Genomic DNA, 16,802 nt, shown 5'->3' with positions numbered 1-16,802 from the left:
CTAAAAATATGATGAATAGAGCATTAAGAAGGAGCCTGGCGATTATTCTGCTATTATCGGTTTGGGCCTGCAGTAAAAGCGAGGATGCCACTCCTGTTCCGTTGTCCAAGCCTCAGAATATTACAGGTTTAAGAAAGGTGCAGCAGTCCGACGACCTGAAGTTCGGCGCCACTGCCATCAAGGGCATTGTGATTTCCGATGTGGCTGGTGGCAATATGGAAGCAGGAATGGTGGCCGTGCAGGAGGAGGGGAAGGATGCCGCCATCCTCTTGCAGTTGTCTGGGAATTCCAGTTTTGCGAAGGGCGACGAGGTAACGCTTAATCTGGAAGGAGCCTCGCTCTCATCCAGGGAGGGAGAGCTGGTCATTTCCGATTTAGGTGCAAGTGCTGTTGAAAAAACGGGAAGATCTGTGGAGGTTACCCCAAAATCAACCACGCTTTCTGACATTGTGGTCAACGCGGAATTCTGGGGTCCGATCCTGGTAAAGGTTTCTGAGGTCAACCTGAGCGGTGGAACGCAGGGGAGATTTGAGGGAGAGGTGGTGCTGCGGGACGGCATCGGAGCCGTTTATTCCATGCTTCAGCCCAATACCGCGTTCACGGATGTGACCATGCCGGCCATGGCCAACTCCTATACCGGTATCGTCCGGATAAGCGGAGACAAATTCTACATCAACCCCAGGAATATCGAGGACATCGTGGGCGGAGTGACTGAAACGACCGAGGATTTTGAGGATGCCAGCAATACCAGCTATGACGTGAAGGAGTTGAGTTTCAAGACAGGTGTCTGGACCCTGGATGGCGCCATTACGGCGGCTACCTCGGCAGATATGAAAAACGGGGCGCAGAGCGTGCGCATGCAGGGCACGGTTGGCAACGACAAGCGGAATGGCATGGTGAGCATGAATTTCGATCTGCAGGGGGTTAAGGGCTTGAAAGTGTCCCACGGTATTTATCCGGCTAGCGCGGAGGTTGCCAACATGAACCCGACTACAATCGATGTGGAGATCTCAAAAGACGGCGGCAACACTTTCACCCTGCTGCAGCAGCTAACCATTGATGTGCAATCTAAAGTTTTGGAGACAGATGAAATAGCTGTTAATGCGGCCGCAAATGAGCAGGTAAGAATCAGGTTTGTGAATTCCTCAACCCCTTTTGCCAATAACAACAGGCCCCGCATCAACATCGACGACGTTGTTTTCCAATTTTAGTGATGGAGTACTCAGGCATATTATTCACACTGATATTTAGCATTGCACCATGAAACAATATTTAAAGCTTTTTACTTCCCTTCTCCTGCTGCTCTGTCTGGGCCTGGCAAAGGAATCCCTGGGCAGAAGTGTGCAGACACAAGAGACATGGCGCCTCACAGGCCTGGTCGTTTCGCAGGACAGAGAACCGCTTCCTGGTGTGAGTGTGCATGTAAAGGGGACTCAGACAGCGACTGCAACCGATTCCGAAGGCAGGTTTTCGCTGGCAGTTCCACCATCTCCCGGGGAGCTTGTGTTCTCCTTCATCGGTACAAATACACAGACCGTTTCTTTTCAGGGGCCTGGAGAGATCAATGTGACCTTGACAGATAAAGCCCAGTCACTGGATGAAGTGATTGTGGTCGGCTATGGAACCCAGAAAAAGGAGAACCTGACGGGGGCTGTTGACCAGGTGACCGCTGAGGTGTTCACCAATCGTCCGATCACGAATCTGTCGCAAGGGTTACAGGGCGTCCTACCCAACTTAAACCTGACGCCAGCGGACGGAAAGCCGACGCAGTCCCCCTCCTTTAATATCAGGGGGGCAACCTCCATCGGGCAGGGTGGCAATGCGTTGGTGCTGATAGATGGCGTAGAGGGCAATCCGGCCCTGCTGAACCCCCATGACATTGAAACAGTTTCTGTCTTAAAGGACGCTGCTTCTGCCAGCATATATGGGGCGAGAGGCGCATTTGGTGTGGTGTTGATCACAACGAAAAGACCAGCCAAAGACAGAACAAGCGTTACCTATACCACGAACTTCGCCATTAAAGAACCCACTGTCGTTCCTGATTTCGTGACAGATGGCTATCAATGGGCAACGATGTTTAACGAGGCTTTTTCAAGTTGGAACAACTACGCCAGCACACCCCAGAATGTCAATAAGACACTTCGGTTCTCGCCTGCTTACCTGGCAGAGCTGGAGCGCAGGTCCAAGGACCCCTCCCTACCCAGGGTGGAGGTAGATCCTGTTACAGGAGAATATGTCTATTATGAGAATACGGACTGGTTTGATCAGCTGTACAAGAAGCATACCTACTCCCAGGAGCACAACATTGCTTTCTCAGGGAGTGGCGAGAAGACGAGCTTTTATGTGACAGGCAGGTACCTGAATCAGCCCGGACTTTTCAGGTATAATTCGGACGATTACAAAATGTATAATTTCCGGGCCAAAGGGGCCATCGACGTATTCTCATGGCTGACGCTGGAGAACAACACAGACTTCTCCAATGTGCAATACCACAACCCGCTGAATGTTGGAGAGGGTGGGGGTATCTGGCGGAATATGGTGGCAGAAGGACCTCCTATGGCCCCTATGTTCAATCCGGATGGTACGCTGACGCACTCAGCAGCCTATACAGTGGGCGACTTCTGGTATGGCAAAAACGGGATGGACTCGGACCGCAGGCTACTTCGGAATACGACAAGCTTCACTTCCAGATTCTTTGAGGACAAGTTTCAGTTGAAAGGTGATCTTACATTTCAAAGCCTGGATGATAATGAAAAAAGAATTCGGGTACCAGTACCCTACAGCCGGGTCCCGGGAGTTATTCAATATGTGGGCCTGAACACGAACGACCTGCGTGAGATCTACAGAGAGACGCAATACATAGCCTCTAACCTGTATGGGGAGTATCAGCATACTTTCAAGGATGCCCATCGCATAAAGGCCATGGCAGGATTTAATTATGAATTGAATACGTACCGGAGAGTGGGCGCGCAGCGAAACGGGTTGATCTATGAAAATGCCGATGATCTGAATTTGGCTTTAGGCCAGTCCATCATTACAACAGGTGGATGGGAGCAATGGAACATCATGGGTGGCTTTTATCGACTGAATTATGATTTCAAGGATCGCTACCTGCTGGAAGTCAATGGCCGGTACGACGGTTCCTCTAAGTTCCCGGAAAATGAGCGGTTTGCCTTCTTTCCGTCTGTTTCCGCCGGTTGGAGAATCTCCTCAGAACCTTTTTGGAATGTGTCAGAGGACCTCGTCTCTGACTTCAAGCTGAGGGCTTCCTACGGTTCCCTGGGAAATGGCAATATCAGATCCTACGTCTTTCAGGAGCAGCTTGCAGTTGGCCAGTTAGGGCGCATTCTGAATGGGGTAAGGCCACAGTACACCAATAACCCTTCCGTGATTCCTTTCGGGCTGACCTGGGAAACGGCAACCACACAAAATATAGGGCTTGATCTGTCACTACTGCGGAACAGACTGAATATTGTCGGTGACGCCTATATCCGCAAAACGACGGATATGTTCACGCCTGGGGTGAGGCTGCCCGCTGTTTTTGGCGCTGCCACACCCAGAGGAAACTATGCTGATCTGGAGACAAAGGGCTGGGAACTGTCTGTTAGCTGGAGAGACGAATTCAGCCTGGGGGCTAAACCATTCAGCTATGATGTAAGGGCCATTGTGTCTGACCATACGTCCACCATTCTAAAATACAACAATCCTGAAAAACGGTTAACTGACTTTTATGAGGGGCAGCGCATCGGAGAGATATGGGGCTTTGAAACCGCTGGTTTCTTCGAATCCAATGAAGACGTAAACCGGTCGGCGGATCAAAGTCTGTTCAATACGACAGCCACAGGTGTCTGGCGTCCGGGTGATATTAAATTCGCGGATCTGAACAACGATGGAGTGATTGACTTTGGCGAGAATACGGTCGATTCGCCAGGTGACAGAAAAATCATCGGTAACTCGGAACCGCGTTACCGGTTCGGACTGAATCTGGGCGCTGACTGGAGTAATTTCTTCTTTAGTGCCTTCTTTCAAGGGGTAGGCAAACAAGACTGGTATCCTAGCAGAGGGGCGAACACCTTCTGGGGTCAGTACAATGCACCTTACGGACATCCTCCCAAATCACAGATAGGCAACATATGGACAGAAGATAATCCAGATGCCTACTTTCCTAGATACACGGGTTATCTTGCCTGGACGGGAGGGGGTACTTTGCGGGAAACACAGACCAGGTATTTGCAGAACATCGCCTATGTTCGCTTGAAGAACCTGCAGTTCGGGTATAACCTTCCGCAAGCAATTGCTTCCAAAATATGGGCACATACCGCCCGTGTCTATGTGTCTGGTGAAAACCTGTTTGCCTATTCCCCCATGCACAAGATTACCAAGGATATAGATGTGGAGAATACGGGCGCCTCGGACCAGGACCTGGACTCCACCAATCATGGTGACGGTTTCAACTACCCCATGTTGAAAAGCTATTCTTTAGGGTTGTCCATAACGTTTTAAAGTAAATATGATGAAGCGGATTTACATATTATTCATAATAGCCTTTAGCTTATCTGCCTGCGAGAAGCTGGATCAGGCACCAAGGTCAACGGTTGGGAAAGAGGCGGTTTTTGAAAGTGAGAATGGCTTGGCGCTCTACTCTAATTCCTTTTACAACATCCTCCCCACAGCATCTGACATTCTGCGCGGGGATGCCATGTCGGATTACATCGCCAGAAAAGAAGTGCCCGACTTCATCAGACCGGGGGCTTATGGACCTCGGCAAAGTACCGGGTGGAACTGGTCGGAACTGAGGAACATCAATTACTTTATTGAAAACAACAACAACAGCTCCGTTCCGGAGGAGACAAGAAACCATTATATGGGAATCGCCAGATTCTTTAGGGCATGGTTTTATTTTGATAAGGTAAAGCGGTTTGGAGATGTGCCGTGGATCGGCAAACCGTTCGACGTGAACGATCCGGAATTGTTCAATGGCAGGGATTCCCGGGTAGTGGTGATGGACTCAGTCCTGCGTGATCTCGACTTTGCGATCAAGCATATCCGGACGACTAACGATGGCACGAGATCCATGATCACCCAACCTGTTGCATATGCTTTTAAATCCAGGGTCTGTTTATTTGAGGGTACTTTCAGGAAATATCATACTTCCTATAACCTGGGCAGTACAGCCGACGAATGGTTCACCCAGTCAGCAGAGGCGGCAAAGGCCGTGATGGACGGTTTCTCCTATTCCCTTCATACAGGTGGGGGCAGCTCCCAAGCTTACAGACAGCTTTTTACAAGTAAATCACCAATCGCGAATGAAGTGTTGCTCGCCAACATTTATGACGATGAGCTGGCGCTTTACCATGATGCAAACTGGTACTGGACGAGTGCCACCTACGGAGACAGAGCAAATTTCACCAGAAGCTTTATCAACACTTACCTGAACCTGGACGGCACTCCTTTCACAAGCAACCCCCAATACGAAACCATGGTATTTAGCGAGGAAGTTAAAAACAGGGATGCAAGGCTCAGCCAGACCATTAGGACAAAAGGGTATACCCGGATTAACGGAGGCACCGTGGTCGCTTCCCCTCCTGAGTTTTCCTACACCTACACAGGCTATCAACCCATCAAGTGGACACTGGATGACACATTCTACGATAGTGGGAGCCGCAATGACAACATCATTCCTGTCATCCGCTATGCGGAGGTGTTGTTGAACTATGCGGAAGCAAAAGCGGAGCTTGGAGCTTTAACTGACCTTGACTGGGCTCAGACAATCGGAGCGTTAAGGCAAAGGGCAGGCATCATGAATTCCACTATGCCAACAACAGTAGACCCTTATTTGCAGCGCGAGTTCTTCCCTGAGATCAGTAATCCAGCCTTGCTTGAAGTGCGCAGAGAAAGGGGGATCGAACTGGCGCTTGAAGGATTCAGATTCTATGATCTTGTGCGATGGAACAAAGGTAAACTGTTAGAAAAGACGTGGAATGGTATGTATGTCCCAGGGTTGAACGTTCCTTTGGATCTGAATGAGGATGGCGTTCTGGATATCGCCTTCTATAAATCCATGCCAAGCACACCGGTTGCGGGAGTCACTTATATCAACGTCTCTGACAATGCGAACGGGAGGCCGAACCCCTTAGTGCTATCTCAGGGTGACAAAGGGGAAATTATCTGGCTACACACAATTCCGAGGATATGGGAAGACAAATTTTACCTGTACCCCATACCTGAGTCAGAGCGCTTACTCAACCCGGCACTCGGCCAAAACCCGGGGTGGTAGAAAACAGCACAGCCAGTGCCTCTATACCTGCTTAATAACTATCCTCTTCCTCTACCCCTACTAACGTGGCGTTTTTAATTGGGGTAGGGGGGAGATAGTCTTTGCTATTTTTCAACAGTGTATCTAATAAGCTTATGAATATGAAATACCTGACAGGCTTTTTTGCCCTGCTCCTGCTGCTTTCGTGCAAAACTTCCTCTGAAGGCACGCCCGAGCCTAAAAAACAGACCATTAAAGTGATGTCCTACAATATTCATATTGGGAACCCACCCTCCAAACCAGCCGGAGAAGTAGATCTGATAGCCACAGCCAAGGCAATCAACAGTGAAAAGCCTGACTTAGTAGCCCTGCAGGAGGTAGACGTGCACACCAACCGCTCCGGAACCACCCTGCACCAGGCCAAGGAGTTGGCAAAGCTGACGGGTATGCACTATTTTTTTGCAAAGGCAATTGACAGGTCCGGTGGGGATTATGGCGTCGCGCTGTTATCCCGCTTTCCGATTCTTTCTTCATCCGTTCACGCACTGCCTGTAGAGGACGGTTCTGGCGCTGAACTGCGGGCTGCCGGCATTATTGAGGTCGAATTTGCAGAGGGACAGAAAATGCTATTTGTCTCAACGCACTTAGATCATCTGACAGATAAAAACAGGGAACTGCAATCCAAAGAGCTCATGCGGGTGCTAGCTCCATTTGCTCAGTCTCCCATCATCATTGGCGGGGATTTCAACATGGATCCTCAAAACAAAAACTGGAGCCTGTATGAGGAGGGGTTCAAGATGGGCTGCGGCAATACCTGCCCTCCCACCTTTCCGGCTGGAAGGCCCATAACGACCATTGACTACATTTTGCTAAACAGGGCAGCCTCTTCCAAATTCACCTTCAAAGACTATTATACTGTGTCGGAACGCTATGCCTCGGACCACTTGCCGCTGGTGGCGGTGCTTGAATTTGAAGATTAAACCCCTTTCCCTATGACAAGCTTTTTTAGAGTGCTTGCGACACTGTGCCTGGTGATGGCAGGCATGACTGTACACGCAGGTTCCCCTCCTAAACTGGTCGTTGGACTCGTGATAGACCAGATGAGATGGGACTATTTACATCGGTATCAGGACAGGTACGGTGAAGATGGGTTTAACAGGTTGTTGCGCAAGGGCCACTCCTTCAACAATACCTTCATCAACTATGTGCCTTCCATGACAGCAGTGGGACATGCCAGCATTTACACAGGCTCAGTGCCAGCCATACATGGCATAGCCGGCAATGAGTGGTTTGATTTGAAATCTAATCGCATGGTGTACTGCACCGACGACAGTACGACCCACCTTGTAGGGGGAGAAGAAGCCCTTCAAAGCATGTCTCCCCGACAGCTGCTCGCCACGACCTGGACAGATGAGCTGATGCTGGCTTCGAATTTCAGATCCAAGGTGGTCGGTGTTTCCCTGAAAGACAGGGCCGCCATTCTGCCCGCTGGTCACAAGCCGACAGGCGCCTTCTGGTATGACGACAAAAGTGGCAAGTTTGTGACCAGCAGTTGGTATTTCCAGGATTTGCCCACGTGGGTAGAAAAATTCAACAGCCGGCATCTGGGACAGCAATTACTGGCGCATGAATGGGAAACCTTATACCCTGCTGCTACTTACCTGCAAAGCACGAACGACCAGGAAGCCTGGGAAAGACCTTTTAAGGGGGCACAAACAACAGGTTTTCCGCACTTAGTGAAGCAACGCTATCAAACTGACAAAGGGGTTATCCGCAACACGCCCATGGGGAATACCTTAATTCTGGAATTCGCCAAAAGCGCCATCGAAAGTTATCAGCTGGGTAGCGGGACCGTGACCGATGTGATTGCCATCAACTGTGCCTCCACGGATTACATTGGCCACCAGTTCGGTCCCAATTCCATGGAGGTGGAGGATGCCTACCTAAGACTCGATCAGGACTTAGCGTCTTTCTTCAAATACCTCGACAAGAAGATCGGAGTCGACAACTACCTGGTGGTGCTGACGGCAGATCATGGAGCCGCCCAGTCCATTGGGTATCTGGAATCGCTCCGTTTTTCGACAGGGTGGCTGAGGGGAAAGGAGAAGGTCAAGCCATTGAATGAATTGCTAGCCAAGAGATTCCAAACGGATGACTTAGTCAAAGCCATCTATAATTACCAGGTTTATTTTGATATGGCGAAGATAGAGGCAGCTGGTTTGGACTTCCAAGTGATAAAATCACACGCGATAAGGTATTTGAGACGAGAGCCAGGGGTACAGTTTGTGGCTGACATGGACAACGCCAGTCAGCTTGCCATACCTGAACCTATCCGAACGATGATGGTCAATGGCTATCATTTTAAAAGAAGTGGTCAGTTGATGATTATACAAGAGCCTGGCTGGTTTGATGGTCCCTTGAAAGGAACCACCCACGGCACCTGGAATCCGGCTGATACACAAATCCCCCTGATTTTTATGGGATGGAAAATAAAAGCGGGGCGTTCGAACGAGCGCGTTGAAATAACGGATATCGCCCCAACCCTTTCTTCGCTCTTAAATCTTCAAGCGCCCAGTGGAAGCATTGGAAAAGCCCTACATGTAGAACTTAAATCAAACTGAAATGACTAAAATTGATTACGCAGCCTTATACAAGTCCAATCTTTTAGAGAACGTGGTGCCCTTCTGGATGAAGCATTCTGTTGATACGGTCAATGGCGGCTTTTTTACATGTCTTGACAGAGATGGACGTGTCTATGACACGGATAAGTTCATGTGGCTGCAATGCAGGCAGGTATGGACGTTCTCGATGCTTTACAACGCGATGGGGGAGCAGTCCTGGTTAGATGCAGCCCGGCAGGGGGCTGAGTTTTTGAAGAAAAACGGACGGGATGAACAGCAGGACTGGTACTTTTCCCTGACGAGGGAGGGAAAACCGCTCACACAGGCTTACAATATATTCTCCGATTGCTTTGCCACGATGGCATTTGCTCAGCTTAGCAAAGCAACCGACAATGCCGTGTATGCCAAAGTTGCCATTGATAGCTTTCATAAGATCCTGGAGCGGAAACAGCATCCAAAAGGGAAATTCTCGAAGGCCTTCCCCGGGACCAGGGACCTGCAGGGGTTCTCGCTCCCCATGATTATGTGTAACCTGGTGTTGGAAGTGGAGCATTTGCTTGATCCGCAGCTGGTGGAGCAGACCATTGCCGAAGGGGTAGATACCGTGATGAAGACTTTCTATCAGCCGGAGCTGGGAATTATCCTGGAGAATGTGGACATGGAGGGGAAGATTTCTGATTCTTTTGAGGGCAGACTGGTAAATCCGGGCCACGGCTTGGAAGCCATGTGGTTTATCATGGATATAGCCGAGCGGACAAATGACACGGCCCTGATAAAGCAGTGTGTGGAGATTGTGCTTTCTACCCTGGAGTTTGGCTGGGACAAGGAGCATGGGGGACTGTTTTATTTCATGGACATCAAAGGCAATCCGCCTCAGCAATTGGAGTGGGATCAGAAGCTGTGGTGGGTGCATATCGAAGCCATGATCGCAGCGCTCAAAGGGTACCTGCACACAGGGAACGAGCAGTGCTGGGAGTGGTTTGAGAAGCTCCATCAATACACCTGGGAGCACTTTGTGGATCAGGAACACGGGGAATGGTTCGGTTACCTGAACAGGCAGGGCAAGGTGTTGCTTCCCCTGAAGGGCGGGAAGTGGAAAGGTTGTTTTCACGTGCCCAGAGGCTTATATCAGCTGTGGAAGACGATGGAAAGGGTAGAGGAAAGTAAGTATTCATTAGCAAAATCGTAGAATATGGCCATGTTGCCGGTTAAAAACCAGCTGGAGGTATCCCAGGAAACCACACCTAGCAAGAATTACCTGCCTGCGCTCATAGCTTTGGCGGTACTGTATTTTATGATGGGGTTCATTACCGTATTAAACGATACCCTGGTCCCATTTTTTAAGGAGGGCTTCACGCTTACTTATTCCCAATCCTCGTTGGTGCAGTTCTATTTCTTCCTTACCTATGGCTTACTCTCCATCCCCTCAGGGAAAATAGTGGAAAGGATAGGGTATAAGAATGGAATGGTAGCCGGTTTCCTGATAGCCGGATTGGGCGCTTTTCTGTTTCTGCCCGCTTCCTGGTTCCACCAGTATGAGTTGTTCCTGGCAGCCCTGTTTATTGTTGCCTCGGGAATCGTTTTGTTGCAGGTTGCTGCTAATCCTTACATAACCGTATTGGGTTCACCAAAGACTGCTGCCTCCCGCTTGACGCTTATACAGGGGGTTGGATCCATTGGTACGACAGTGGCGCCTATTTTTGGAGCCCAGTTCATCCTCTCGCGGTTAAGTGAATCAAACGCATCAAGCGATGCCCTGGTGAAACCTTATCTGATGATCAGCCTCGGGTTGCTGTTGATTGGAATTATTGTGTTTCGTTTGGCTTTGCCTCAGATTTCCGCCTCCGAAGGCAATGAAGAAGCAGAAGGGACAGGACAGCGATCCATTTTCAGTTTCCGCCATCTGAATTACGGCATCATCGCCCTGTTCATGTATGTAGGTGCGGAAGTGGCCATCGGCTCCTTCCTGACGAACTACATTGCAGATACACTTTCGATCGAGGAGCATGCGGCCAATCTGTACTTGTCTTTTTACTGGGGTGGCATGCTGGTGGGCCGGTTCATAGGTGCCTATGTGTTAAAGCTGTTACAGCCTTCAAGAGTACTGGTTATCGTGGCGTCCTTGTCTGTAGCGTTGATAATGACCTCCATTCTTTCAACAGGCTATCTGGCAGTTTGGGCGATGGTGTTGGTTGGTTTTTGCAATTCCATTATGTTCGCCGTTATTTTTTCTTTATCAGTAAATGGTCTGGGAGGATTCACAACCAGGGCTTCCGGTCTACTTTCTACCGCGATAGTAGGAGGAGCATTTGTGACTTATGCCCAAGGCTTGTTGATAGATCATTTTTCCTGGGGAATAGCCTTCATCATTCCATTGTGCTGCTACTTCTACCTTATATTTTATGGTCTGAATGGATACAAGCCATCTAATACTTTCAAAAGGCATTCTTTGTAAGCTTGAACCTGATTTTAACGCTGGGCGGGCATTTCAATAACATTTGACTTCGATATTTGATGAAGACAGGACAAAGGTCACGGCTATCTTACTTCCTTGTTGCCTTGCTCGGGCTGCTGGGTTTTGCAACTTCCACTCTGCTGGCTCAGGATCCTCTACATCCAGCCAAGTGGGAGAAAGAAATTCGCGCCTTTGAGCGGAAAGACAGCCTGGATATGCCCGCTAAGGGAGGTATCGTTTTTACGGGTAGCTCCTCTATCAAGAGGTGGTCTTCGCTCCCCCAGGAGTATCCGGACTATCCAATAATTATGCGTGGTTTTGGCGGATCCCGGCTGGGTGATGCGACCTTTTATTTCGGACGTATAGTGAAGAAATATCAGCCCAGGCAAGTTTTCCTGTACTCCGGGGAAAATGACATTGCAGCTGGTAGTACTCCAGAAATGACCTTTAAGGAGTTTAAGGCCTTTGCAAGGAAGATGAAAAAAGAACTCCCCAAAGCAGAACTGGTGTATCTGTCTATAAAGCCAAGCATTTCCCGATGGGACCGGTATCCGACGATGCAGGTGGTCAATCAGAAAATCAAGCGGTATGCTTTATGGCACCGAAAGGTAAAGTTTCTGGATGTAAGCAGCCCTATGATCGGGACAGACGGGATGCCTAAGGCAGAGCTTTTTTTATCCGATAAGCTCCATATGACAGCGACGGGCTACAACATTTGGCGGAGCATTATTGAGCCTCACTTAGCGGATTAATAATACTTTGTGTACTATTAGAGGCGTTTTAATTTGAGCAGCATGGCCTTTAAGTAGCTTAGGAGGGACACTGTACAACGTCTCAGCTGCTCAGTTATAAAACTGCTGGGAGGTAGGAGGGTAGGCTTTTACTCCTTCAACTTTATATTTATGGGACAAAGTAGTAAATTTGAATATTTAAAGCACCTACAGGCCTTGAAAGGGGGAAATCGGGTGTTTGCTGAATTAAGGAGTGTTAAGTAATTAATGGATAAATAGTTATGTGATGGGTTTGAGTTCCTGCATATCAAAAACATAAACCTGCTCCCTGTTCTTAAAGTTTCTTCTTCTTAGCCTCTTTCCAAGCGCCAAGTCCTTGCAATAGCCGTGTCGTCTGCCGCAGCTTGGCCACCAGCTGCTCATTTACATCCTCATAGTTCTGGTAGGTGGAGGAGAGTTCCCCGCAGTTCAGTTCTGATCGGAGCAGCTGCTAAAAGTTGTAAGGGTGTTTTCCAGGGAGATCAGCAAGTTTATGCCCTTATAGCTTCAACTGGTTGCAGAGTCAGGCGCTCCTGTTCTAGGGTATAAATGTGTAAACAGGGAGCGACTTACTCGAGTATAATCCATCAGTACCTATCAGCAGGCCCAGGTTTCTGTCAGCGGTTGTGTATTTATTGATAGGCACATTCCCGTTGAACTCTGACACGCTGCTCCAGCTATCTGCCAGTCGGTCATACCTGAAAAAAGTTCTGTACAACTCACGGGTATCTATCGTCGCAAAAACCCCTATTTCTCCGAGTCCTACGTATCCTGCGCCATCTACTGAAAAACCTGTGAAGCCGGTGTAGCCATTGCCGGGATAGTCTGCTTTTCTTGTCCAGCTGTTTGAGCGGACATCGTAGGCCCAGTTCTCTTTGTTGGTGCGGCTCCGCTCATTTCCCCCGACAATGTGCAGCTGTGGTCCCACCATAAAGCTTGCACAGCCACTTCTGCCGAACTGCGGAAAATCAGCAAGTTGCTTCCACTGCTTTGTCCGCAGATCATAGGACCACAAGTCGTTCTTAAGTTTCAGGGCACCAATTGACCAGCTTGGGGGAAGATCGTGGCCCAGGCCAAAATACAGCTTGTCTTCAAAGACCCCTGACACTGCACTGACTCTCGCCGCAGCAGGAATGTCACCTTCTTGGCTCCAGCTGTCATTCAGGATGTTATAAACCAGGTGCTTGGCGGTCGTTTCGCCCGAAAGATTTCCATTGAATTCTTCCCCTCCCAGAAAGTGAACGTGTGGATGCTTCACTACGATAGCAGGGCTTTTCAAGAACCACTGGGGACCGAATGGGGTCAGATTAACCTTGTCACCTGTCTTGTAGTTTTGTTTGAAAAACTCAGTTTTACCGGATTTGAACTGAAGGGCGTACACCCAGTCACCATACGCGAAAGTTGTAGTGGAATGCCAATTATTGAAAGGAAGGTCTAGCACTCTGACCCACTTTCCTGACAACACAGTGATTTTCTCTTTATAGGTTATCAGAACATCATCAATCTGAATGGATAACGTGTAGCTGCCAGCCAGCAGGTCTTGGGGCAGTTCTGCCTGGAAAACGCTTCCGGCATGACTTTTATAGCGAGCACCTACCTGAAGGGGGTGCTGGTCGAGGTAAATGGCGACGTGCTGGTCCGGGTTTAGGTCCTTTAGGTTTGTTGAGATAGTTAAGGGGGAGAGGTTGCTGATTTTTTTGGGAGATACCCCCATAATCGCAGGCACAACGGGCTTGAAGACTTGGGTTTGGGAGTAAACGGTGTTGTTCTTTAACTGCGAAAAAGCCCTGATGTGGTAAGTCTTGCCGGTATCAGTCCTGGAATAGACATAGGAATAAGAGGTGGACACTCTGGCAGTGCCAACCTCTATCACCTTTCCTCTTTCCAGTGATGGGGTCTCAAACTCTGAAATGATGAAGCCGTACCTGACCTCTTGGTCCGATGTGGTCTCCATTTTGGCTTCCAGGGCTACATCAGCGATGTGCAGCATTTCTGCTTTTTCCAGTGTTACGGACACGTGCGTTTTGACGGGGAGTATGTCTGCCTCCTTTTGGCAGCCAGCCAGCAGGAGCAAGCAAGTCAAGACAGGTATAATTCTGCGGATGTAGTACATCGGAATATCAGCGTTGAATGATGATCTTTTGCGCATGCATCTGATTGGCATGCGTTACTCGTAACATGTAGAGTCCGGGTTTTACAGAACTTATGTCGAATGTATGCCTGGAGCTGTTATCAGGGGGTATCGATGTGCGAAACAGCATGCGCCCATCAGTTGCTATCATCTCTAGGATGGCGGGGGATTTTTCTAAAAACAGCAAATAGATTGTTAAGGCATCCTCTGCTGGTACCGGATAAACCTGTACTGCTTCACGCAGGCTGGAAGCGTTAACTTTCTCGGCTTTCACTGTCCAAATGGCCTGCTTGCCGTCCTCTGCTTCGACCGTCAGCTTTGCTTCTGCGGAGAAGTCGTGCGCCTGACCGGGAGAACTGAGGATCTTTGCTCCGGGAGACAGGACAAGGTGTTCTATCGTTTGGTGCCAGTCTGCAGACCGGGCTAAGTTCACCGCAATGACTCTGTCAATATCGTTGATCCTGCTGGGGCCGAGCTGGTCCTTCAGGCTGATATCCAGAATGCTGTTTCCTCCGCGCAGCTTTCTGCTGACATGAAGGGTCCAGTTGCTTTTTTTTCCGTTCTCCGCTGTAATGAGCAATTGCCGGGGCTGTGAAAAGTCGTTCATTTGAAGTGGGTCAGGCAATACGGTAGCAAAGTCTGATGCCTTGAAATCAGATAACCTTAGATTACCCGGATCTACGTCATACGCGACAAGCACATCTACTCTTTTATGGAGGCTGTCAATCCACACGTGGAGCTGCCCCGGGAATTCAACAAGCTCGATTGCGTTTCCGGTGCCCGAAGTTTTTTTGACCTGTAGTGTCCACTGCTGCTCCTTGCCTGAATGACTGACCACTGTCACTCTCTGAGGGTGATTAAAATTGGCAGATAGACTCAAGGGCGCTTTAAGCCTGGCACCTTCTGACAAATATAGTTTGGGATTGAGATGCGCTAAATTCGATCCAGGGCCAACAAAAGCAGTCACTACCTTGTCTTCATGATTAATACCGGCTGATGAAATCTGCCCATCTACAAGGAAGCTCAGCACATTGGCGTGATCCTGCGCTGCCATCAGTTCATCGATGGTGAGCTTTACCAAGACATAATTCCTATTCGGGGGAATGTCAATGATCGTACCGCCGACCGTAAAACTGTTTTTGACCCGTGATTCCAGTAATAAGTAGAGCGCCTTGTCCTTCTGGCTGTAGAGCAGGGAGGAATTGGATAAGCTGTTACTTGAAGAGGCTGGAAGCTTTTTGGTGATATTCAGTTCCCTGTCAAGCAAAAGGAAACGAAAATCACGTGCCGTGAGCATTTCCCCATCGAAGGGCGCTTTATCTGTGTCAAAATTGGCCGGTGGTCCCGAGATCAGGGCCAATAGGGCATTTTCGTGGATGCGCTGTACATCAAAGTTTCCAAACACCCTGTATTTTTGCTGGTACAGCTCATTCCAGTAGAAGAATTCTTTCTCTCTAACAACATCCCCATAGAGATCCGTTATCCTGATTTTATTGTGGGTGTCATAAGATCCCCGGACAGGATCACGATAACTTGAATGCCCCGCCTGGATCAGGAAGGGTTCGCTCAGGTGCGTGTTGCCGTGCATATCAGTCGCAAAGGATTTATGCTGGCGGGGTTCTCCCTGGTGATTCAGGTGCTGCCAATAAGGGGTTGTGGTGGCAGATTGAAAATAGGAAAGACGGTCACTCAGCGGAACAAGCGTGCCAGCACCGCCAATGTATAAGTTTTTTAGTACTTGCTCCTCACCGGTTTCTGCGTTCAAAGCACAGAAGAAAACAGTAGGCACCAGGTCCCTGTCGCGGGTGGCAAGGGTGTTCAACGTTGTTTTGTCAGAATTCAGAAAAAGGGCGTAAGCGCCGACATGGTAAAGGGTGTTGGTGTGGGGGTCGAATCTTAATTCAGCGGTGTGTATGTGATAGTTATAGGTATTATACACTGTGGACCAATTGTATTCCCCATCCTTACTTATTTTGAAGGTCAGTACATTTGTAGCATAACTGTTGGAGGGCGTGCCCTCGGGACTCTTTCCAATGGGGAAAGTGCCGTTCATTGCTTTTAGATCAAAGCCATTAATGCCCGCAAAAATGAGGGTACCGTAAAGATTTCCGGCTGGGTCCAGCGTGAAATTTATGACCTGATCACTTTGCCCGGCAGGATAGCTAAAATTGATATCCCATAGGATGACCCCATCGGAATTCATTTTGGTAATAGACCCGGAGTTTCTGTTTGACGGATGCGTATTGACCAGATAGATGCTTCCGTCAAGATCCGTCTTTACGGTAACCTGGCTGTCATAGCCGTTCTTCGGAAATACTTTGACCCATTCCACCTTTTGGGCGGCGACTGGGCATGAAAGCAGTAGAAGAGGCATTAAAAATGTATAAATCAGGCGCATGGCTCAGGAACAGTGGGGATTAAGAGCAAATTTGCTACAATTCCTATATAAAGATATCGAAATATTTGTCTGGTACGGAGGGTATTCACAACGGTTGCAGTCATTGACTTATAAAGAGGGTCACCCTGTCCTAGGAATTCTTCACTATTTGATCTGAAAAGCATATAGAAG

10 protein-coding genes are annotated in these 16,802 nt (G+C 48.9%); 8 read left to right on the top strand and 2 right to left on the bottom strand.

The window, feature by feature from the left end; genetic code table 11:
- The first annotated feature begins 8 nt into the window (after positions 1 to 8).
- From AC5FXQ_RS02270 to AC5FXQ_RS02235, 8 genes are all read left to right on the top strand, one after another.
- On the top strand, positions 9 to 1,211 hold the full coding sequence (locus tag AC5FXQ_RS02270; RefSeq protein WP_493600878.1) for a DUF5689 domain-containing protein: 1,203 nt from the start codon (positions 9 to 11) through the stop codon (positions 1,209 to 1,211).
- A 49-nt stretch (positions 1,212 to 1,260) separates the two neighbouring features.
- Positions 1,261 to 4,503 (top strand): SusC/RagA family TonB-linked outer membrane protein, encoded by a 3,243-nt coding sequence (locus AC5FXQ_RS02265; RefSeq protein ID WP_493600877.1) that lies wholly within the window; start codon positions 1,261 to 1,263, stop codon positions 4,501 to 4,503.
- 7 nt (positions 4,504 to 4,510) lie between these two features.
- Complete coding sequence (locus AC5FXQ_RS02260) at positions 4,511 to 6,277, top strand: RagB/SusD family nutrient uptake outer membrane protein (RefSeq protein WP_493600876.1); 1,767 nt, start codon at positions 4,511 to 4,513, stop codon at positions 6,275 to 6,277.
- Between the two features lie 140 nt (positions 6,278 to 6,417).
- Entirely contained in the window at positions 6,418 to 7,236 is an 819-nt protein-coding gene (locus AC5FXQ_RS02255) for an endonuclease/exonuclease/phosphatase family protein (RefSeq protein WP_493600875.1), read from the top strand.
- 12 nt (positions 7,237 to 7,248) lie between these two features.
- Positions 7,249 to 8,877, top strand: a complete 1,629-nt coding sequence (pafA, locus tag AC5FXQ_RS02250) for an alkaline phosphatase PafA (protein WP_493600874.1) — start codon at positions 7,249 to 7,251, stop codon at positions 8,875 to 8,877.
- 1 nt (position 8,878) lies between these two features.
- Positions 8,879 to 10,066 carry a n-acyl-d-glucosamine 2-epimerase gene (locus AC5FXQ_RS02245; RefSeq protein WP_493600873.1) on the top strand — a complete coding sequence of 396 codons (1,188 nt, stop codon included), beginning with the start codon at positions 8,879 to 8,881 and terminating at the stop codon, positions 10,064 to 10,066.
- A 3-nt stretch (positions 10,067 to 10,069) separates the two neighbouring features.
- Positions 10,070 to 11,332, top strand: coding sequence for a sugar MFS transporter (locus AC5FXQ_RS02240; RefSeq protein ID WP_493600872.1), 1,263 nt, complete (start codon positions 10,070 to 10,072; stop codon positions 11,330 to 11,332).
- A gap of 59 nt (positions 11,333 to 11,391) precedes the next feature.
- Entirely contained in the window at positions 11,392 to 12,084 is a 693-nt protein-coding gene (locus AC5FXQ_RS02235; RefSeq protein ID WP_493600871.1) for a GDSL-type esterase/lipase family protein, read from the top strand.
- Positions 12,085 to 12,640: 556 nt separating this feature from the next.
- Here AC5FXQ_RS02235 and AC5FXQ_RS02230 read toward each other — a convergent pair.
- Complete coding sequence (locus tag AC5FXQ_RS02230) at positions 12,641 to 14,266, bottom strand: Kelch repeat-containing protein (RefSeq protein ID WP_493600870.1); 1,626 nt, start codon at positions 14,264 to 14,266, stop codon at positions 12,641 to 12,643.
- Positions 14,223 to 16,631 carry an SGBP N-terminal domain-containing protein gene (locus AC5FXQ_RS02225; protein WP_493600869.1) on the bottom strand — a complete coding sequence of 803 codons (2,409 nt, stop codon included), beginning with the start codon at positions 16,629 to 16,631 and terminating at the stop codon, positions 14,223 to 14,225. The genes AC5FXQ_RS02230 and AC5FXQ_RS02225 overlap by 44 nt, the downstream gene beginning before the upstream one ends.
- Positions 16,632 to 16,802: the final 171 nt, after the last annotated feature.

The organism is Pontibacter sp. LHS1, assembly GCF_058932855.1.
The sequence above is the reverse complement of the archived record's forward strand: the minus strand, read 5'-3'. Positions and strand labels throughout refer to the sequence as shown.